Source organism: Vibrio sp. 1978 (assembly GCF_033344345.1).
In genome coordinates this window covers 1-18,566 of the sequence record NZ_JAWPOP010000030.1, presented here as the reverse complement: position 1 = coordinate 18,566, position 18,566 = coordinate 1, and the positions used below count along the sequence as shown (strand labels likewise).

Sequence of the window (18,566 nt, the reverse complement as noted above, 5' to 3'; positions counted from 1 at the left end):
CCTTACTCCACCGTTGGCTCTTCATAGAGAAGCAGCTGAACTTCACCAGATTCATCCAGCTCACGTACCATTTGCATGATGTCTTGACGTGCTTTTTGAACTCGACTTAACGCAACAGCGCCGCGTGCGTCCATGTCATCTTCTAGCGCTTTTACCATACGTTGCGGCATTGAACGCTTAATAGCTTGTTGTAAGGTAATATCGGAACCTTTTAGCGCAACTGCCCACAACTCTAGCGGGATTTGCTGCACCAACATGTCCATAGTTTCTTCGCGTTGTCGGCCAAGAACCATAAAGTCGAACATGTTTTCTTCGATTGCATTAACAACATCTTCATCATGCAACTTCAGCATTTCCATCAATGAACCACGGTCACCTTCAAAGCGGTTAATGATATCTGCTGCTTGCTTAACACCTGATAACGGCGTGCTTTGACTTGCGGATACTTTTTCGATGCAACGCTCAACGAGTTCATGCAAATCAACGGCAACTTGATGATCGATATCTTGCAATTGAGCAATACGGAACAATATTTCGTCATGGTAATCTTGTGGCAAGTGCTTCAATACCGCTGAAGAGCTGTCCGCTGGCAAATACGCTAGAAAAATTGCTTGCATTTGTGGGTGCTCATTCACAATGAAACGAGCGAGAGTTTCTGCTTCCACCCACTGTAAGCGCTGCATGTTGTTGCGAATTTCATCGCCATATAAGGTATTTAATAACCCTTTTGCCAAATCGTTACCCAACGCTTTGCGCAATGTATTAGATAGGTATTCCTTAGAGGCTCCTCGAATACCGCTGTGCTCACGGAAATCTTCAAAGAAAGTTTGAATAACACCACGAGCAGAATCGCTCTTAATGCCATTTAACTTCGCCATTGCACGAGTCACACGCTGGGTTTCATCACGGCTAAAGTGTTGCAAAACCTTCGCTGCGGCATCCTCGCCCATGCCTAATAGCACGAGCGCGGTTTGTTCAACATAACTAAGCGTCTGCTTTGATAGAACTGTGTTCATTGATGTTTACCCATTGTTTCAGTATTTCGGCTACGCGCTCTGGCTCTTCATTAGCAATAAGCTGTAGGTGTTTCAATTGAATTTCTAATGGCGAACCTGCTGGTGGTAGCATGTCGCTGTTTACATCTAAACCTGAAGAGGCTGAGATGCCTTTTTCAGATAGGCGGCGATCAAGTACTTCTTCATGCTCGCGCTCTTCACGCGTTTGCAAGTTTTCGTAGTCAGGTTCTTCCTGAGGCTCAGCAAAATTTAGCTCAGGCACAGGTTTATCAACGCCAGTTAGGTGCATGATTAATGGACGCAGTACGAAGAAGATCATCGCCAAGCCTAACAAGCCACCAATAACGTAGCGTATTGGCTGCTGTACTGTAGGGTCTTGCCACCACGGCAGTGCAGGAGGAGCATCAATTTCAATTGGGGTGAAGTTGAAACTCATTAAACTTAAGCTGTCACCTCGTGTGGCAGAGATACCAACAGCATCCATGATCATGTTTGAGATTTGCTCTTTATCGGCTTCACTCCACGCCACACCATCTGGCGAAGCTTTCGAGTTCAACAAAACCGAGACACTAAGCTTTTCTATTTGGCCTTGTTGGTATTGAGTACGACGAACACTACTACCTACAGCATATTGACGATTCACTTCAGATCGCGCATTCGTGTTTTGGCTATCGTTCGTTTCCACTTCACCAGATCCTGTCACTGGCGGTTGGTTACTTAGAGAACCTGGAACACCCAACGCAATTTGATCAACCGAGTTGTTATGAATGGTGTGCTCATTACGCACAACCGGCGCGTTATCCAAAATTTCTTGTGTTTCTTCAACTTGGCTAAAGTCCAGATCGGCAGCGACTTGTACGCGGAAGTTACTCGGCCCCACAATCGGCGTAAGCATATCTGCTGCGCGTTGGATGATCTGTTTTTCAACACTCTTCTGGTATTCAAGATATTTCGCGTTTACTTTGCCGGCTTCCGCAGAAGCGACATCCGCACTAAGAAGACGGCCATACTGGTCAATGACAGAAACAAATTCTGGCTTCATTGCCGTGACACTACCGACCACTAGGTTAATGATCGCTTCGACTTGTTCAGGCTTTAAGTCTTCACCAGGTTTGAGCTCAAGCATGACAGATGCTGATGGATTCTCACTGTTTTGGCGGACGAATAGAGTTTGACGAGGTATTGCTAAATGAACACGCGCGTTCGCTACTGAGTTCAAAGACATGATAGTACGTACTAACTCACCTTCTAAACCATGACGATAACGCGCCGTTTCCATAAATTGGCTCGTACCAAGAGAGCTATCTTCCTTGAGCGAATCCAAACCTGTCGGCAGCTTAGCTTTAACACCTTTTGATGCAAGCAACATGCGTACCTTCGCAACCTCACCTTCTGGTACAAGAACTTGTCCATTTTGCTCTTGCATGCGGTAGCTTACGCCTTCGCTTTCTAATACCGACACAATTTCGCCGATATCAAAACGCTCTTGTTGGCTATAAAGCGGACGAAAGCTCTGCGAGGAACTCCATAGTGCAACCACAATAATCGCTGCAACAATCGCAGCTAACACCGCAGATAGCACTAAGTTTCTCTGACTGCTAGACCAGATTTGCTTCAGCTTCGTTGTCACATCGTCCATGCCATTGGCAGTAGAAAATGTCTGTGCTGTGCCGGTAGCCATAGCTGTGTTTCCGGCGACTTGGGGGGTTAGTTCTGACATGAATTACACCGGCATCTTCATAATATCTTCAAATGAGGTCACGACTTTGTTGCGCACTTGCATCAAAGCATTAAAGGACAAGCTGGCTTTTTGGCTCGCGACCATTGCACCAACTAGGTCATCACTTTTTCCTGTTTCTACGGCCGTCATTTTTTGACTAGCCACTGATTGATGTTGATTCACTGTATCCAACACATTTGTCATCGCTTGTGAGAACGATAAAGGTGCGTTTAGTGATTGTTGATCTAAAGGATTTGCACTCACGATAAACTCTGGCGGCTGCACTTGTGCCTGCATCGCCTGCATTTTTGACAACATAAGTTGCTCTGCCGAGACCGCATGAGTAGGTTGACTTGCCATCTATTTTTTCTCCTATTAGGCAGCCGAGCCTAGTGCCGACTGTAAATCAATACCATGTTCTCGCATTGCTGCGAGCTTGTAGCGTAGCGCTCGAGTAGAGACTCCAAGCGCGTTTGCGGTTTTCGTTCGGTTTCCACCAAACTGACGTAACTTTTCCAAAATAAACTGATATTCAGCTTGCTTCTTCGCTTCTACATGACCAAAGTTTGAAGTTGGCTCTGCTGTAGGAACTGACGCGACAAGCTCAATAGGCAGCATCAGGTCATGGGCTGTAATGTAATCACCATGACGCATGACCAAAGCGCGTTGAATGACATTTTCCAACTCACGAATATTGCCCGGCCAGTGATACTGACTCAGCGCACTAATCGCATCTTGGGATAGGTGACAGCGGCTGCTATCTTGATACTTTTCAATAAAGAATTGGCTAATCGGTAGAATGTCCTCTTTTCTTTCACGCAAAGGCGGCCAGTGCAGAGGCAGCACATCTAATCGATAATAAAGATCTTCACGGAACGTGCCTTTTTGAACTTCCTCACGTAAGTCTTTGTTGGTTGCCGCAATAACACGAATATCGAGCTGAACGGCTTTATGGCTACCAACACGTTCTACTTCACGCTCTTGAAGGACGCGCAACAATTTCGCTTGAACCGCAGGTGACATTTCACCAATCTCGTCAAGCAGAATCGTCCCGCCATTTGCTTCTTCAAACTTACCGCTTTGAGAATTTGTCGCTCCGGTGAACGCGCCTTTTACATGACCGAATAGCACAGCCTCTAACATTGACTCTGGAATGGCGGCACAGTTAACCGCCACAAATGGACCATTGATACGCGGAGAGTGCTCATGCACATATCGCGCCAGCACTTCTTTACCCGTTCCCGATTCACCTGTAATAAGCACACTCGCGTTAGTACATGCTGCACGATGCGCCAATTGCAGAACTTGTTTGCTTCTCCAAGACTCCGCAACAATGTTGGCCATTGGCTTACCTAACGCTTCAACACGTTTAAGCAGATTAACCAACTGATTAGATTCAAATGGGCGTAATAGATAATCAGTAGCGCCCGCTTTCATCGTCTCAGCAGCCAAGATGCCTTGCTCTTGGTCGACAATCGCAATAACAACACCCGAATTTCGCTGCTTTTGGTGACACGCGACAAACTCACGAACACACATATCCGGCAGCGTAGAGCTCACTAAAGTGATTTCTGCTCGCTCTTCAAGCAAAGCGCCTCGACCAGTACGAGTGTGTTTCGCGGTGTAACCTGCATTTTGCAACACATCCAATACTGGTTGAGCAAGAGCTTCATTTGGCTCAACCAACAAAATTTTCGTTTTCGTCATCATTGAACCTTAACTTTCGTTTGTTGATTTTGTGATTGTAGATCTGGGTAGTGTTTCGTAGCCGTATACTCGTTGTCCCTCACTAAACGCAGGGTGACACGTCGGTTTTTTGCTTGGCCATTAACCGAGTTATTGCTGGCAATTGGGTAACGCGAACCATGAGCTCGTGTTTCGATCATCGACTCGTCGACCCCAAGCTCAATCAAAGCGTTGGTGACTTGCTCTGCTCGAGTACGTGACACAGAAAGGTTCGTTAAACTTGAACCAACGTTATCGGTGTGACCGTCGATGAGGATTTTGGTCACTCGATCATCCACAGATACATAGCTATACAGCGCTTCTAGTGTTGCTTTCTGTCCACGACTTAACGTCTTCTGACCAAACTCAAATGAGAGCGCCATATCCCTTGCCTCTGAAAAAGACAATTTAGGCAATCGCGCGCGACACGCATTAAATGATTTCAATGCGTTTTGAATTTGAAGAGTAGGAATCACAATCTCTGAAACAGAGGAAGCATTACTTCCTTTAAGTGACAGCGTCACCCAACTACCCGAAGCAATTGAATCCATGAATTCTTCAGCGCCTTTATTAAAGATGAAACGCTGAGACGGCTTAGTAAATTCAAGGGAACCAAATTCTTTTCTATAAAGCTCATCACCCCAAGGAGCATTTTGAGTTGTTAAAGCAATCGTTTTCCATTTATTGTTTTCATATTCTATATCGGAAATAAAATAGAATTTATTATTAGGTTCCGCTAGGAAATAAAACTTCCCATAGTCTTTATTTGATTGCAACAAGTTGCATTTGAATTTATTTCCCTCATATGTCCATTTAGAGAGGTCCATAGGGATTGTTAAGACTTCTTCTGAATATGACACTTTTGAAAAAATAAAACTGATAACAATAATTGTGTTACAAATTATCAAACGGACATGATTCATGTATATCTTACATTCCCATGACTTAAACCGTTTAATTAAATATGCCACCAAGCCGAGAGAACTGGCATAGCTAATCATTTTAATTACCTATTCTGAATATTAAAATTGGTTACAAAACGCTCAAGAGAGCACGCTTAGCCTCCAACGGAAGCTTTAAGCATAAAAAACAGTATCTTATAATTTATTTATTTGAAGTTGTTGTTACGCCATAAAGGCAATTTAAAAAATCTATAACAACTAAAACGCTCAACATTGTTATTTTATTTATTAAGCGATTTATAAAGAAAACTAACTCTTTTTAAATTTCATTAAAAGATTATGACTATATGAACAAAGCAACATGTGAACTAAAGTCACAATCTTAGAGTTTGGAGCTAAAAGATCATTAAAATTTCTGTGTAGACTACACGCCATTAAGTTAAAACACTTTCGATTGTTAACGCACGGTAAAATATAAATGGAAAATAGAGTTAGCGAGCCTATTTCTGATAGTCAACTACTTGATGTAGAATTATTAGGCAAACCTATTCATATCATTCGTGAGAAGCTCGATAATTTAATTTCAGAATCTTGCTCAAACCTTACGACTGAATTACAAAATTGGCTCAGCACAGGAAAAGTGGAAGCTAGCTTAACCTCAGTAGACTTGCACCGCTTTACATCGGTTGAGATGGACAAAGAGCAAACGTCGACCTATCAACATCAGGAAGGCGGCATGGTATTCATCCATGGTAACCCTCACACGCTAATAAAGTTGGCTGATAGATTTTATGGTGCAAGTGCAGAGCGTTCAGCCGCTACTCTGACGGCCAGTGACTTACGTTTACAAGAGCGCATCAGTCGAATCATCATCGGTTGGCTTGCTCCTGGTGAAATGTGGGACACGGGTGAGTATGAGACCCCTAGAGGTATTGGCATTAACGTTCAATTAAACATTGCGTTTGACGATCATCAAGGCTCAATTCATCTCAAGCTAGATGGTCATCTTATTCAAACGCTAATCGAGCAGCTTGAACTGCAGCCTGATACCGATTTGTTTCAACCTTTCTGTCGTTCTTTAGAGACGACCCCCGTTCGACTGAACGTTGTTCTAAGTAAAAAGAAGATGCCTTTAAGTGATGTGGTTGGCTTACAACCCAACGATATTTTACCTATTGAGCTTCTTAACACGGTTCCAGTAAGCATTGGCAACCAATCTCTATTTACAGGTCGTATTGCCGAGCAAGACGGCCAACTTGTTTTGATCTTTAACCCTGATAAGGAACCGCAGCGATGAGCGAAGCGCTAGAAACTAATGCATTCGACGCAGAAGAACTGAACTTTGATGATTTTCAATTAGAAGACTTTGAAGCCGAAGATACGCTCCAACAAGAACCAGCCACTGCGGAACGTGACCTTAGCTTTTTCAAAAGCATTCCTGTCACAGTCACGCTGGAAGTTGCGAGTAAGGAGATCCCACTTGGGGACTTAATGAAAGCGGGTGAAGGCACGGTTATCGAGTTGGAAAAGCTCAATGGCGAGCCTTTAGACGTGAAAGTAAACGGTTCTCTTATGGGCCACGCTGAAGTTGTCGTTGTCAATGATAAGTATGGACTTCGTCTGATCGATGTACATGACTCTGCATTGAGTGGCGTTGGTCAATAATCTTAGGTAGGCATCACAATGAAAAATCTGAGCGCTTGGCACCGTTGGTTACCTCTTTTGGTATTGGTGTCACTTTTGTTTGCTTTCCCAACAATGGCGGCTGACAACGGCTTAACTATCTTGTCCGTTTCTGATGGCGACACACAACAAGAATACAGCGTTAAACTGCAAATTCTGTTGTTGATGACGGCGCTCAGTTTTCTTCCAGCATTTATTTTGATGGCGACGAGCTTTACTCGAATTGTCGTTGTCCTTGCGATTTTGCGCCAAGCTCTTGGTCTTCAACAAAGCCCACCTAACAGAGTGTTGGTCGGGATCGCTCTCGCATTGACGTTACTGATTATGCGCCCTGTCTGGAGCGATATTTATGAAAATGCGTTTCAGCCATACGACAACGGCGAAATCACGCTAATACAGGCTTTTTCTGTTGCAGAGAAACCAGTGAGAGAGTTCATGCTGGCACAGACGCACCAAAGCTCTCTTGAACAAATGTTACGTATTGCCAATGAGCCTCTCGACCAAAACGTTGAGGATATTTCATTTGCCGTTGTCTTGCCTGCATTTGTCATTAGTGAACTAAAAACCGCCTTCCAAATTGGTTTTATGCTTTTCATCCCGTTTTTGGTCATCGACTTGGTTGTCGCCAGTGTCCTGATGGCAATGGGTATGATGATGCTATCACCTTTAATTGTCTCACTTCCCTTTAAGTTGGTGGTATTTGTACTCGTGGATGGTTGGGCAATGACAGTTGGCACCTTATCTGCCAGCTTCGGTTAACTAGGAGCAGTTATGACCCCAGAACTAACCGTAACGTTATTTTCCGATGCAGTATGGCTGATCATTTTGATGGTTGCCGTATTGGTTGTTCCAGGCTTAATTGTCGGTTTGTGTATCGCCGTATTTCAGGCTGCCACACAAATCAACGAGCAAACACTCAGCTTTTTGCCACGTTTGCTCGTTACCTTATTAATGGTGATTTTTGCAGGTCACTGGATGCTCCGTAAGATCATGGAACTGTTTGATTTCTTGTTCCACAACATACCAGGGATGATTGGCTAATGGCCATCACATTTGCAGAGCTCTCGGCGATACTCGGTCAACTCTGGTGGCCGTTTTTTCGTGTGGGAGCCGTATTTATTTCAATGCCTTTCTTTGGTGATGCAATTATTCCTGTTTGGGTTCGTACTTTACTGGCCCTCTCGATCGTTGTCATTACTGGACCGTTAATGCCACCCATGCCACAAGTCGAATTATTCTCTATGACTTCCCTGTTCCTTGCTTTTGAGCAAGCTATTTGGGGGGTAATGTTTGGGTTAATTTTGCACATGCTCTTTAACGTTTTCACCATGCTTGGTCAGGTGATTTCTCTGCAAATGGGCTTAGGTATGGCGATGATGAATGATCCTATTAACGGGCTTTCTGTCGCCATTTTGGGACGCATATTTCTGATTTTCTCAACCTTGTTGTTTCTTGCGCTAGAAGGACACTTACTCGTCATAGATATCGTGATTCAAAGCTTTGTTGTTTGGCCAGTCGGATCTGGTATCACATCGCTTTCTCTGCAAGGTGTTGTCAATATTTTCGGTTGGATGTTTGCCTCTTCACTAGCTTTGGCTTTACCCGCTATTGTTTCCATGCTTCTAGCCAACATCAGTTTTGGTGTAATGAACCGAGCCGCACCATCACTTAATGTCTATGCGTTAGGTTTTCCTATGACGATGCTGCTGGGTCTATTCAGCGTATTAATCTCAGTTTCTGGTGTTCCTGGTCGCTACACGGCGCTCGTTCACGACACCATTAGACACTTGAGTAACTTTATGTTGGGGGGAGCATGAGCGATCAATCTTCTCAAGACAAAACTGAAAAAGCCTCACCGCAGAAGGTAAAGAAAGCCCGTCAGGAAGGACAAATTCCTCGCGCGAAAGAGTTTACTACTGCGGTTATATTTCTAGCGGTGGCGCTCTACTTTTACTCTCAGCTTAATAGTATTTGGGAAAGCATGTCGGGGATCTTTCGCTACAACATGATGCTGACGCGAGCCGACCTAGAAAATCCTAAACAACTTGTCGAGCAATTGGGACAAAGTTTAGCAGTCATCATCGACATGCTATTACCATTGTTTACCGTCATTATTATCGTGACCTGTGGTAGTAGCCTTGTGCTAGGCGGCTGGATGTTCCGTCCCGCGAACGTGATGCCAAAGCTCAGCAAAATTAATCCTTTGAGCGGGATAAAGCGCATTTTTTCGACCCGCTCAGTGGTTGAGCTCTTAAAGTCGACGTTCAAAGTAGCCGTGATCTTCGGCATCTTATATGGCTATTTAGACAACCACTTACAGCCATTACTTGGCATGCAAAACCTCCCACTCAGCCAAGGTTTTTCTCTAGTAATGTCAATTCTGTTTGAAGGCTTACTCTTAATGGGCTTCGCCTTGTTGTTATTTGGGGTTATCGACATTCCTTATCAGCGTTGGGAACACCTAAAAGAACTCCGCATGACGAAACAAGAATTGAAAGAGGAATTTAAAAATAATGAAGGTCGTCCGGAAGTAAAACAACGTATTCGTCAAATACAGCAACAGTTTGCGCGCCGTAAGATCGATAAAATGGTGCCGACGGCTGACGTGATCATCACAAACCCAACGCACTACGCAGTCGCACTGAAATACGAGCCTTCGCTTTCTGACGCGCCCTTTGTCGTCGCAAAAGGCGTAGACGAAACTGCTATGCACATTCAACGTATCGCCCGAGAAAACAAAGTGGAAATCATTAACTCCCCGCCACTTACCCGTTCGATTTATCACACGACGGCGATTGAACAAGCAATCCCAAGCCAACTGTACATCGCAGTGGCACATATTCTTACTTACGTTTTGCAATTGAAAGCCTTTCGTAAAGGTGAGGGAAAAGAGCCAATTCCTTTACCTCATTTTTCGATTCCAAAACATTTGCAGCACTGATTAACCCGCGTTTATCCAAGGACACGAAAGTATGCTTAACCGGTTAAAACAACTTCAAACATCAACCAAAGGCTACGTTGGCATTCCAATCGTCTTGCTAATGATATTAGCAATGGTGATTCTTCCTTTGCCTCCTCTGCTACTGGATGCGCTGTTTACCTTTAATATCGTCTTAGCAATCCTAGTATTGCTGGTCAGCACAACCGCAAAGCGACCATTAGATTTCTCTGTTTTTCCAACTATTTTGCTGGTCGCAACATTATTACGTCTCACATTGAACGTGGCTTCTACGCGAATTGTACTCCTAGAAGGACATAATGGTGGTGACGCAGCGGGTAAGGTCATTCAAGCATTCGGTGAAGTCGTCATTGGCGGTAACTACGTCGTTGGTATGGTGGTGTTCGTCATCTTGATGATCATCAACTTCGTCGTAATCACCAAAGGTGGTGAACGTATTTCTGAGGTTTCAGCCCGCTTTACGTTGGATGCTTTACCAGGCAAACAAATGGCAATTGATGCCGACTTAAACGCTGGCCTTATCGATCAGGAAACGGCTCGCTTACGCCGTAAAGAAGTCGCCAACGAAGCCGATTTTCATGGTTCGATGGATGGTGCATCAAAGTTTGTGCGTGGCGATGCCATCGCAGGTTTGTTGATTCTGTTTATCAATATCATTGGTGGTATTAGTATTGGTGTCTTCGAGCATGGACTCGCTGCGTCTGACGCCTTTAAAACTTATGCCCTACTCACAATCGGTGATGGTCTAGTTGCTCAAATTCCTTCACTACTATTGGCAACGGCTGCCGCGATTATCGTTACGCGAATTAATGATAGCGATAATGGCATGTCGGAAACCATGCAAAAGCAATTACTGGCAACTCCTGCAACGCTATTTACTGTCGCAGGTATTATGGCGGTAATCGGTATGGTACCGGGTATGCCACACCTAGCCTTTTTTGCGTTTGCTGGCGCATTAGCGTTCGCAGGGTGGCGTCAAACCAAGAAGCCAGTGCAAGACTCCCAGATTGAAGAGGTCGAAGCACTTTCACAAGCAATGCAAGACGATGATACACCGCTGACATGGGATGATATTCCTCACGTCCAAACATTATCACTTGCGCTTGGTTACCGACTCGTCCATCTAGTCAACAAAGAACAAGGGGCTCCTTTATCACAACGTATCCGCGGTGTGCGTCGAAACCTTTCTGAACAAGTTGGCTTTTTATTACCTGAAGTTCGTATTCGTGACAATCTGAGCCTCAAGCCAAACCAATACACAATTTCTCTAAATGGCGAAGTCATTGAGCAAGGTTTTATTGAACCAGAGCGTTTAATGGCGATAGCGGTTGGCGAAACTTACGGTGAGGTAGATGGCATTTTGGGTAGCGATCCTGCTTATCAGTTGCCAGCTGTGTGGATTGAGCATCAAGATAAAGCAAAAGCACTTAATATGGGTTACCAAGTTGTCGATGATGGCACTGTTATTGCCACTCATATTAGTAAAATCATGAAGACAAACCTTGCAGAATTGTTTACGCACGACGATGTGGAAGCAATAACCCAGCGTTTGACACAACAAGCCCCGAAACTAGCAGAAGCATTAGCAGCAGCACTTAATCCAGCGCAGCAGCTGAAAGTATATCGTCAGCTTTTATTGGACCAAGTGCCACTAAAAGATATTCGCACGATTGCCAACACAATGTTGGAATCCGCGGAAAATACAAAGGACCCGATCCTACTTGCATCTGATGTGCGCTGTGCACTAAAGCGTACGCTTGTTAACTTAATTGCAGGACAAAAGAACGAGTTAAATGTCTACGCACTGTCTGATGAGTTAGAACAAATGCTACTAACTTCACTGCAACAAGCACAATCTTCTGGTACGGTAACACTAGATAGCTTCCCAATTGAGCCAAACATTCTTGGTCAGTTCCAACAAAACTTGCCATTGATCAGACAACAGCTTAAGCAACAGGGGCTACCTCCGATCCTTCTCGTTATGCCACAGCTGCGCCCTCTTCTAGCGCGTTACGCTCGTACATTTACACAAGGGCTGGCAGTATTGTCTTACAACGAAATCCCAGAAAACAAACAAATCAATGTGGTAGGAAACCTTGGTTAATCTTATTTCAACACATGCGATGTACGAACATTTGGTTGGTCTCGCAGTACAACATATCGTCACGGATGACGATCAATTAGTCTTTGATGCTTTAAAACACAATGATGTCCAACACGCATGCCAAGCAATTAGGGAAGCTCAATCAGGAGAAGTAGAATTCCAACACCTGACGTTGAGATTTGGTATGCGTGGAGAACAAAGTGTCTATCAATTCAAACTCTCTGAACAAATGCAGTACTGCCTGGATTTGTTCAGTCTTTACCTTGCACTAAGACAAACACAATTTCAGTTAGAAGCCTTTCATCACGACTTGATTAGTAATGTTGTCGTGCCGATTCGCGTGGATGCATTACTGTGGGAGCCTGGGGTTTATTTCCTCGAACAGACGATTCAATTCCACTCTTCTGCTTTTCAACATGTGATTCCTTCTCTTCAAGCTGATGAAACGTTATGTGATCGTGATAAAGTCGCCACACTCACCAAAAAGTTAAAAGAGAATGCATATTCACTTTGGTTTGAAGTCGCAACATCGCAAGTGAACTTCGAGCGCGTCGCAGACTTTAGTCCCGATATGATCAAATTGTCAGTCACACTAGAAGATAAAGAAGAAAGACACGCTTTCCTACCTATTGCTAAGTTCTTAAGAAAGCATAAATATACTTGGGTTGCCGGACGTGTAGCGAGTCAAACGGAACTTAACCGGTATCGTTTATTGGGTGCCAGTTATTATTTTGGTTATTTCAGCGATATCCCAACCTCTCTCTCCTTTCAATCTTTTGATGAGGAATAGTTGAAACTCAACCATTTATATTTAAAACAGCACGATTTATTCGTGCTGTTTTTTATTTATAACGGATAACCACAAGATCATTGGGCAATAGTTTCTTTAACTTAACTAAAAAATTTAGGCTTATATGATGATTTTCCCGGTTTTCATGGAATACAAATCACTAAAAATCATCAATTTTTATCTTTTTTAGAAATTTTTTAATTTTCAAATTAATCATTAAAGCCGACCGACCGCCTCTAGTTAGTGACAAGGGAATATCCCGAGGCCTGAAAGATATAGTGACTAACTAAGGAGACTAAGATGGCTTTATCAATGCACACTAACTACGCTTCGCTTGTAACTCAAAACACAATGAACACAACAAGCGGACTTCTAAACACAGCAATGGAACGTCTAAGCACAGGCTACCGTGTGAACTCAGCTGCTGATGACGCTGCTGGTCTTCAAATTGCTAACCGTCTAGAAGCGCAAACACGCGGCATGTCAGTAGCAATGCGTAACGCACAAGACGGCATCTCTATGATGCAAACTGCTGAAGGTGCGATGGATGAAATGACAAACATCGTTTACCGTATGAACGACCTTGCTACACAATCGTTGAACGGTTCAAACAGTGCAACAGACCGTGCGTCTCTTAACAAAGAGTTCACACAGCTTACTGCAGAACTAAACAACATCGTAGACAACACTAAGTTCGGTGGTCAAAACCTTCTTAAAGGCGGCGGCTTCGGTGCAGGTGACGTAACATTCCAAATCGGTGCATCTTCTGCTGAAACATTGACTGTAAGCGCAAGCGCAGGTATCGGTGAAATCACTACTATCCTTGCTGATGCAGCAATTACAGATGGTATCGATGACGCGACTAAAGCAAAAGCAGCACTAGACAAAATCAGCGGCGCTGACGGTCTAGTAGAAAAAATTGGTAGCTCTCGTGCAGACTTCGGTGCGAACATCAACCGTCTTGAGCACACTATGGCTAACCTTGGTAACATGGTAGAAAACGTTACAGCATCTAAAGGTCGTATCATGGATACAGACTTTGCAGTAGAGTCTTCAAACATGACTAAGAACCAAATGTTGATGCAAGCAGGTACAACAGTTCTGTCTCAAACTAACCAGCTTCCAAGCATGGCAATGTCACTACTACGCTAATTACTTAGTTAATAGTGCGCTTAATTTAAATCGTCTTAATTATAAAGCCTTCCTATGAAAGGCTTTATTTTTATCTACGAATATAAATAGAGCTCGTATTATCTTTGTGAGATTCAGGCACTCTGAATCCGAACTTCAACATAATATTGAATAAAACCTTATTAAACAGTTCTAATTCTATCGTCTCTAATTTACTTCCTATTTTACTATCTCTAAGTTCAGGAAAATTGAACTTAGCTTCCTTTAAGATACTAGCTATCTCATCAGAATTGATGCTCTGTTTACTTAATAGTTTTTTGTTAATGAACTCTTCATATGCACGAGCACATTTCATCAATCGTAACGCAAATTCATTCATAACTGACATTCTTTGAAACGTAAAAAATTTAATTTTTAGTGAGAACACTTGCACATCGCACTATCAAAAATAATATCAGAACGCAATTAATGCACTCTGTAAGAATTATCTGAATCAAGCTGAAGTAAAGGCTGAATATAACGTCTAATTAAAACATCTCTCCTAATTAGAACCGTCAATACAATTAAATATTTTCTTTGTTTAGGTCGCCTTTTCTTATAAGGAAATTACTTTTTCCATGGAGGAAGGCGGAACAAACAAGGTGGAAACACCACTTCCTCCCAAGAAAACAAAATAGCTTTAAGCCTTTGTTTTAATTGAATTTAATATACGGCACGCATCTTGCCACTGATAATTAAACTAAGGCGTAGCATTCAAAGTATTCAAGCCAATAAGAGATGAGAGGAGCACACCTCATGAGTTCTTTAGACCCAGTAAAAATGGCAACCCAATTCGCACAATTGGACACAAACCCATTCAAAAACCGTTACCAAGCGCAAGCTAATGTGTACCAGTCACAACTGTCAGCTTTTAATAAAGTTGAAAGCGCACTACGTGATTTTCGTACTGCAATGAAAGAGATGAATAACAGCACAAACAGCATCATCAAAAACAGTGCGACACTCTCTCAAGAAGGTAACTTTACTGCAAACGCGGATGCTAAAGCGCTAACGGGTAACTATCAGATTTTTGTAGAAAAAGTGGCAACGGCGCATCAAGTATCTACAGGAATGCCTGCAGACCTTGAGGCGACGACAGAAGTACCAACAACTGGATCTTTAGAATTCACCATCAACGGTGAAACAATGACTCTAGACTTGTCCTCCGTTGATGTTAATGGTGACGGCACTGCAACGATCAGTGATTTAGCCAGTGCGATTAACAATCACACGGATAACCCTGGCGTTAACGCCACTCTAGTTCGCTCGAATGGTCAAACACACTTTATGCTATCGAGCACTGAGACTGGTGTCGAAAATAAGATCAACGTATCTGCAACGGGTACTGGCCAAGCGTGGTTTGAAGACGCCTTCACCAACCTCAAGCAAATTAACGCTCCGCAAGATGCGGTTATGTGGCTAGGTGCAAAAGACTCAGGCCTGAAACTAACCAACGCAAGTAATACTTTTGAAGGTGTCATCGACGGTGTTGACATTACCGTATCTAAACCGCAAGCCGCGGGAGATTCGCCAATCGGTTTAAAAATCGGAGCTGATAGCGAAGGCACTAAAGAACAACTAGATAAGTTTGTGGAAACCTACAATGCCCTTGTTTCGACTATCGATCAGTACACCCAAATTGGCGGTGAAGATCAGAAACGCGGCGTGCTCGCTAGCGACTCGACATTGCGTTCTATTGAGAATCAGTTAACGGGGTTAATCCGAGGTGAACACAATGGTATGCGCCTAAGCGAAATCGGCGTGAGCCTAGACCGCAACGGTAAAATGAAAGTTGATCAAGAAAAGTTCAAAGAAGCTCAACAAACAAATAGCGCAGGCTTAGAGGCGTTGTTTAATGGGGATGACGCTTTGCTAGATTCTCTTGACGCGATGGTAGAGCCTTTCTTGAAGTTCTCATCAGGTACCTTCAGCACGCGTAAAGACGCAATACAGTCAAGCTTAGACCGAATCAAAGATAAACAAACCAATTTAGAGCGTAAGTACGAAATGTCGTACAACCGCTATCTCAAACAATTCACTCAAATGAATTCAATTATGACCCAAATGAACCAAACCATGTCCATGTTTAATGCTCAAAAATAAGACATTTGGTTCCAAATTTAGGAGAAATATTCATGCTTATGGATTCTGGTTACGATTCGTACCAACAAGTCGATCTCGACGCTCAAGCGGCAGCAGCAAATCCACACCAATTGGTCATCATGTTAATCGATGGCCTACTCGATGAAGTTGAACGTATTCGCGGCCACCTAGCCGCAAATCGTTTGGCCGAGAAAGGGAATGGAATCAACAAATGCATGAACATCTTGATTGGACTAACAAGTGCTTTAGATGATGAAAACGGCGGTGAAATTGCGGAAAACCTACGCCAGCTGTATGACTTCTGCCAAGTCGAACTTTATTACGCTAGCGTGCAAAACGATGCAAATCGCTTGGTTAACGTTGAGCGTGTAATGGGTAACATTCGTGAAGGTTGGATGAATTTTGGACAACAAGCATAAAGTATCGCCAGAGCGATTCCGTCATTTATCTCAGCTCATCCAGTTCGCCGCAAAAACGGCCGATTGGCATGCGCTCAAGCGGTACGACTTGCAGTTGCGAGAGCTTTTGATCAGTCACAAGCCTTTTTTGAAAGATCCTAAGCTTGCCCCTGAAATCCAGCGAGCGAAAACAGTGCACGCTAATGCCTTCGCAGTATTAGAGAAGTCGACCAACGAGTTGAAAAAAGAGATGAACATGGTCAATGACCATCAAGAACGCGCTATGGCCTATCAATTAGCAATGACCATGGAGCTAACTCAATGATCATACCTTCTTCAACTCAGCACTCAGTTAATTCGCCAGCTAACAATGAGGGTCACATCAAGCAAGCGAACTCGGTACACGGCTTTTCTCATGGTTTTAAATCAGGGAACAAGCAGAATGGTGAGCAAGACTTTAACTCTGCGTCAGCGGTACCGAGTTTTCACCTTACGGCCTCTACTTTGAACAACGCAAACAAAGTACAAAGTCATGGTTTTGATACTGATGACCGCTCAGCTTCAGATCCGGATGCCAACTTGACCAGTACACCAGGGTTAACAGAATCGACTGATCTTGCAGCGCAAGCTCAAGCTTTAACCCAGGGTATGATTACCATGGCAGAGAAGCAGGCTGAGAAACTAGGAAAAGCGTCATCTTTAATGGCTGCGAGCGAAGTTAAGTCTGTTACTCAAGATTCATCTAACGCCATGCTAAACACATCATCAAAACAAGATGTGAAGCAAAGTCTGCCGACTTCATCGAGTTCGCGTTTGCCTATCTCCGGTGCTGAGTTTCAAACTCTTTTGAATCAACCTGTTCAAGGGCAACCAACCGCATCTCTACTTCAAGCACAAGCTCCTACAACACAACCTGCACATTCACCGGTTGCGACGAGTCATATTCAAGCTCAAGGCTCTGAGTGGGCAGCTGTGCGTGTTGATACCACTGCCGGAAAGTGGGGGGAGCAAATGATGCAAGTTTTACATGATCGCGTGACGCTCCAAGCTCAACAAAATGTACAAGAAGCAAAAATCCGCCTAGACCCACCAGACTTGGGGAAACTGGATTTACTTGTACGTGTTGAAGGTGACCGATTAAGTGTCCACATCAACGCCAATGCCGCAGCAACACGAGAAGCTTTAATGCAAGTTTCGGAACGATTGCGTACTGAGTTACAAGAGCAAAACTTCGTTCATGTCGATGTCAATGTTGGCTCTGATCAAAACCAAGGTCGAAATGACCCACATGCAAACGAAGAAGACGCCAATATTTTCGCCGCACGAGAATCTGGTGCATTCCAAACCACGACAACAACTAACTATTCAGAACACTGGCTAAGCACTCAAGCTTAGTGAATCTTCGAGGAAAAAGGTTATGACCAAACAACAAATGATCGCCCTGTTTATCGCCATGATCATCACCAGTGCCCTCGTTTCGGCCGTCACAATTATGGGCGGAATCTGGTACTTAAACAAACACGCTCAAGAGTCACCTGACTCTGGTTCACTGATCGAAGACTCTCCACTGTCTTTTTTGGTCACAGAACAACCGACAAGTAAAGGTCCTAGCTTCCATCCTTTGGACAAAGTCGTTTTGACCGTTAAAGGCAAGAAACAGACTCACTTTGTGATGCTAGAACTGGCAATTGAGACACGCCGTCCAGAGCGTATCAAAGAGATCGATGAATACATGCCTATGGTACAAAACTCTCTATTAAAACTGTTTAGCGACAAAACGTTTGATCAGTTACAGCAAGCGGGTGCCATCGATATTCTGCAAGACGAAGTGAAGCAAACGCTTCTACTCGCTTTTGCTAAAACAGACATCGTCCGAGAAATCGACGATGTTTTGTTGACTAAATATGTTGTGCAATAACGGTCGGGTAGACGACACTTGTTACCAAGTGCGGCCCCCCTAAGAACCCAGCGTGCAACTTTCACTGCACTAGGCTCA

At 43.7% G+C, this 18,566-nt stretch carries 20 protein-coding genes; 14 read left to right on the top strand and 6 right to left on the bottom strand.

All coding sequences use genetic code 11. The features are described from left to right. Positions 1-2 precede the first annotated feature (2 nt). Genes R8N49_RS21155 through R8N49_RS21135 form a run of 5 tightly spaced genes read right to left on the bottom strand, consistent with a single transcriptional unit; the run spans position 3 to position 5,462 of the window. The gene (locus R8N49_RS21155; RefSeq protein ID WP_005375048.1) at positions 3-1,016 is read right to left on the bottom strand and encodes a flagellar motor switch protein FliG; all 1,014 of its coding nucleotides are present in this window, start codon (positions 1,014-1,016) and stop codon (positions 3-5) included. Further along, a complete protein-coding gene (gene fliF, locus R8N49_RS21150; RefSeq protein ID WP_005384024.1) occupies positions 985-2,736 on the bottom strand; it encodes a flagellar basal-body MS-ring/collar protein FliF in 1,752 nt (583 codons plus the stop codon). Before fliF ends, R8N49_RS21155 begins: the two co-directional genes overlap by 32 nt. A gap of 3 nt (positions 2,737-2,739) precedes the next feature. Continuing rightward, positions 2,740-3,096: a flagellar hook-basal body complex protein FliE gene (fliE, locus tag R8N49_RS21145; protein ID WP_005375045.1), complete on the bottom strand. Its 357-nt coding sequence runs from the start codon at positions 3,094-3,096 to the stop codon at positions 2,740-2,742. A 15-nt stretch (positions 3,097-3,111) separates the two neighbouring features. Beyond that, positions 3,112-4,443, bottom strand: coding sequence for a sigma-54 interaction domain-containing protein (locus R8N49_RS21140; RefSeq protein WP_047102378.1), 1,332 nt, complete (start codon positions 4,441-4,443; stop codon positions 3,112-3,114). After that, entirely contained in the window at positions 4,443-5,462 is a 1,020-nt protein-coding gene (locus R8N49_RS21135; RefSeq protein WP_033906697.1) for an OmpA family protein, read from the bottom strand. The genes R8N49_RS21140 and R8N49_RS21135 overlap by 1 nt, the downstream gene beginning before the upstream one ends. A gap of 379 nt (positions 5,463-5,841) precedes the next feature. On the opposite strand from R8N49_RS21135, the gene R8N49_RS21130 reads away from it, so the two are divergent. The 9 genes from R8N49_RS21130 to lafA all read left to right on the top strand — a co-directional run bounded on the left by R8N49_RS21130 (position 5,842) and on the right by lafA (position 14,051). Beyond that, positions 5,842-6,660: a FliM/FliN family flagellar motor switch protein gene (locus R8N49_RS21130; protein WP_005375039.1), complete on the top strand. Its 819-nt coding sequence runs from the start codon at positions 5,842-5,844 to the stop codon at positions 6,658-6,660. Next, positions 6,657-7,028 carry a flagellar motor switch protein FliN gene (fliN, locus tag R8N49_RS21125; RefSeq protein WP_005375038.1) on the top strand — a complete coding sequence of 124 codons (372 nt, stop codon included), beginning with the start codon at positions 6,657-6,659 and terminating at the stop codon, positions 7,026-7,028. Before R8N49_RS21130 ends, fliN begins: the two co-directional genes overlap by 4 nt. An 18-nt stretch (positions 7,029-7,046) precedes the next feature. Beyond that, entirely contained in the window at positions 7,047-7,805 is a 759-nt protein-coding gene (fliP, locus tag R8N49_RS21120) for a flagellar type III secretion system pore protein FliP (RefSeq protein ID WP_005375037.1), read from the top strand. 12 nt (positions 7,806-7,817) lie between these two features. Beyond that, positions 7,818-8,087: a flagellar biosynthesis protein FliQ gene (gene fliQ / locus R8N49_RS21115; RefSeq protein WP_005375036.1), complete on the top strand. Its 270-nt coding sequence runs from the start codon at positions 7,818-7,820 to the stop codon at positions 8,085-8,087. Then, the gene (fliR, locus tag R8N49_RS21110; RefSeq protein ID WP_005375027.1) at positions 8,087-8,863 is read left to right on the top strand and encodes a flagellar biosynthetic protein FliR; all 777 of its coding nucleotides are present in this window, start codon (positions 8,087-8,089) and stop codon (positions 8,861-8,863) included. The genes fliQ and fliR overlap by 1 nt, the downstream gene beginning before the upstream one ends. Continuing rightward, positions 8,860-9,987 (top strand): flagellar biosynthesis protein FlhB, encoded by a 1,128-nt coding sequence (gene flhB, locus R8N49_RS21105; RefSeq protein ID WP_005375025.1) that lies wholly within the window; start codon positions 8,860-8,862, stop codon positions 9,985-9,987. Before fliR ends, flhB begins: the two co-directional genes overlap by 4 nt. A 31-nt stretch (positions 9,988-10,018) precedes the next feature. Next, positions 10,019-12,109, top strand: a complete 2,091-nt coding sequence (flhA, locus tag R8N49_RS21100) for a flagellar biosynthesis protein FlhA (protein ID WP_005375024.1) — start codon at positions 10,019-10,021, stop codon at positions 12,107-12,109. Positions 12,110-12,128: 19 nt separating this feature from the next. Then, positions 12,129-12,899: an EAL domain-containing protein gene (locus tag R8N49_RS21095; protein WP_005375023.1), complete on the top strand. Its 771-nt coding sequence runs from the start codon at positions 12,129-12,131 to the stop codon at positions 12,897-12,899. 300 nt (positions 12,900-13,199) lie between these two features. Beyond that, on the top strand, positions 13,200-14,051 hold the full coding sequence (lafA, locus tag R8N49_RS21090; protein ID WP_005375019.1) for a lateral flagellin LafA: 852 nt from the start codon (positions 13,200-13,202) through the stop codon (positions 14,049-14,051). A 70-nt stretch (positions 14,052-14,121) separates the two neighbouring features. Here the strand turns inward: lafA and R8N49_RS21085 are convergent, their stop codons facing one another. Continuing rightward, entirely contained in the window at positions 14,122-14,409 is a 288-nt protein-coding gene (locus tag R8N49_RS21085) for a hypothetical protein (protein WP_005375016.1), read from the bottom strand. Between the two features lie 416 nt (positions 14,410-14,825). On the opposite strand from R8N49_RS21085, the gene fliD reads away from it, so the two are divergent. The 5 genes from fliD to fliL are packed head-to-tail and all read left to right on the top strand — an operon-like array spanning position 14,826 to position 18,488. After that, on the top strand, positions 14,826-16,172 hold the full coding sequence (fliD, locus tag R8N49_RS21080; RefSeq protein ID WP_318190069.1) for a flagellar filament capping protein FliD: 1,347 nt from the start codon (positions 14,826-14,828) through the stop codon (positions 16,170-16,172). Between the two features lie 32 nt (positions 16,173-16,204). Next, positions 16,205-16,591, top strand: coding sequence for a flagellar export chaperone FliS (gene fliS / locus R8N49_RS21075; protein WP_005375014.1), 387 nt, complete (start codon positions 16,205-16,207; stop codon positions 16,589-16,591). Beyond that, complete coding sequence (locus tag R8N49_RS21070; protein WP_005375013.1) at positions 16,575-16,895, top strand: hypothetical protein; 321 nt, start codon at positions 16,575-16,577, stop codon at positions 16,893-16,895. The genes fliS and R8N49_RS21070 overlap by 17 nt, the downstream gene beginning before the upstream one ends. Then, a complete protein-coding gene (locus R8N49_RS21065; protein WP_258489173.1) occupies positions 16,892-17,965 on the top strand; it encodes a flagellar hook-length control protein FliK in 1,074 nt (357 codons plus the stop codon). The genes R8N49_RS21070 and R8N49_RS21065 overlap by 4 nt, the downstream gene beginning before the upstream one ends. A gap of 22 nt (positions 17,966-17,987) precedes the next feature. Then, entirely contained in the window at positions 17,988-18,488 is a 501-nt protein-coding gene (gene fliL, locus R8N49_RS21060; protein ID WP_005375011.1) for a flagellar basal body-associated protein FliL, read from the top strand. The last annotated feature ends 78 nt before the right edge of the window (positions 18,489-18,566 follow it).

Excerpts from the sequence above, each read along its gene's own strand:
- fliS (WP_005375014.1), top strand. The coding sequence starts at position 16,205 with ATGCTTATGGATTCTGGTTACGATTCGTACCAACAAGTCGATCTCGAC.
- flhB (WP_005375025.1), top strand. The coding sequence starts at position 8,860 with ATGAGCGATCAATCTTCTCAAGACAAAACTGAAAAAGCCTCACCGCAG.
- fliD (WP_318190069.1), top strand. The coding sequence starts at position 14,826 with ATGAGTTCTTTAGACCCAGTAAAAATGGCAACCCAATTCGCACAATTG.
- R8N49_RS21130 (WP_005375039.1), top strand. The coding sequence starts at position 5,842 with ATGGAAAATAGAGTTAGCGAGCCTATTTCTGATAGTCAACTACTTGAT.
- lafA (WP_005375019.1), top strand. The coding sequence starts at position 13,200 with ATGGCTTTATCAATGCACACTAACTACGCTTCGCTTGTAACTCAAAAC.
- R8N49_RS21085 (WP_005375016.1), bottom strand. The coding sequence starts at position 14,409 with ATGAATGAATTTGCGTTACGATTGATGAAATGTGCTCGTGCATATGAA.
- R8N49_RS21155 (WP_005375048.1), bottom strand. The coding sequence starts at position 1,016 with ATGAACACAGTTCTATCAAAGCAGACGCTTAGTTATGTTGAACAAACC.
- fliQ (WP_005375036.1), top strand. The coding sequence starts at position 7,818 with ATGACCCCAGAACTAACCGTAACGTTATTTTCCGATGCAGTATGGCTG.
- fliE (WP_005375045.1), bottom strand. The coding sequence starts at position 3,096 with ATGGCAAGTCAACCTACTCATGCGGTCTCGGCAGAGCAACTTATGTTG.
- R8N49_RS21135 (WP_033906697.1), bottom strand. The coding sequence starts at position 5,462 with ATGATTAGCTATGCCAGTTCTCTCGGCTTGGTGGCATATTTAATTAAA.
- R8N49_RS21095 (WP_005375023.1), top strand. The coding sequence starts at position 12,129 with ATGTACGAACATTTGGTTGGTCTCGCAGTACAACATATCGTCACGGAT.
- fliR (WP_005375027.1), top strand. The coding sequence starts at position 8,087 with ATGGCCATCACATTTGCAGAGCTCTCGGCGATACTCGGTCAACTCTGG.
- fliP (WP_005375037.1), top strand. The coding sequence starts at position 7,047 with ATGAAAAATCTGAGCGCTTGGCACCGTTGGTTACCTCTTTTGGTATTG.
- R8N49_RS21140 (WP_047102378.1), bottom strand. The coding sequence starts at position 4,443 with ATGACGAAAACGAAAATTTTGTTGGTTGAGCCAAATGAAGCTCTTGCT.
- fliN (WP_005375038.1), top strand. The coding sequence starts at position 6,657 with ATGAGCGAAGCGCTAGAAACTAATGCATTCGACGCAGAAGAACTGAAC.
- fliL (WP_005375011.1), top strand. The coding sequence starts at position 17,988 with ATGACCAAACAACAAATGATCGCCCTGTTTATCGCCATGATCATCACC.
- flhA (WP_005375024.1), top strand. The coding sequence starts at position 10,019 with ATGCTTAACCGGTTAAAACAACTTCAAACATCAACCAAAGGCTACGTT.
- fliF (WP_005384024.1), bottom strand. The coding sequence starts at position 2,736 with ATGTCAGAACTAACCCCCCAAGTCGCCGGAAACACAGCTATGGCTACC.
- R8N49_RS21065 (WP_258489173.1), top strand. The coding sequence starts at position 16,892 with ATGATCATACCTTCTTCAACTCAGCACTCAGTTAATTCGCCAGCTAAC.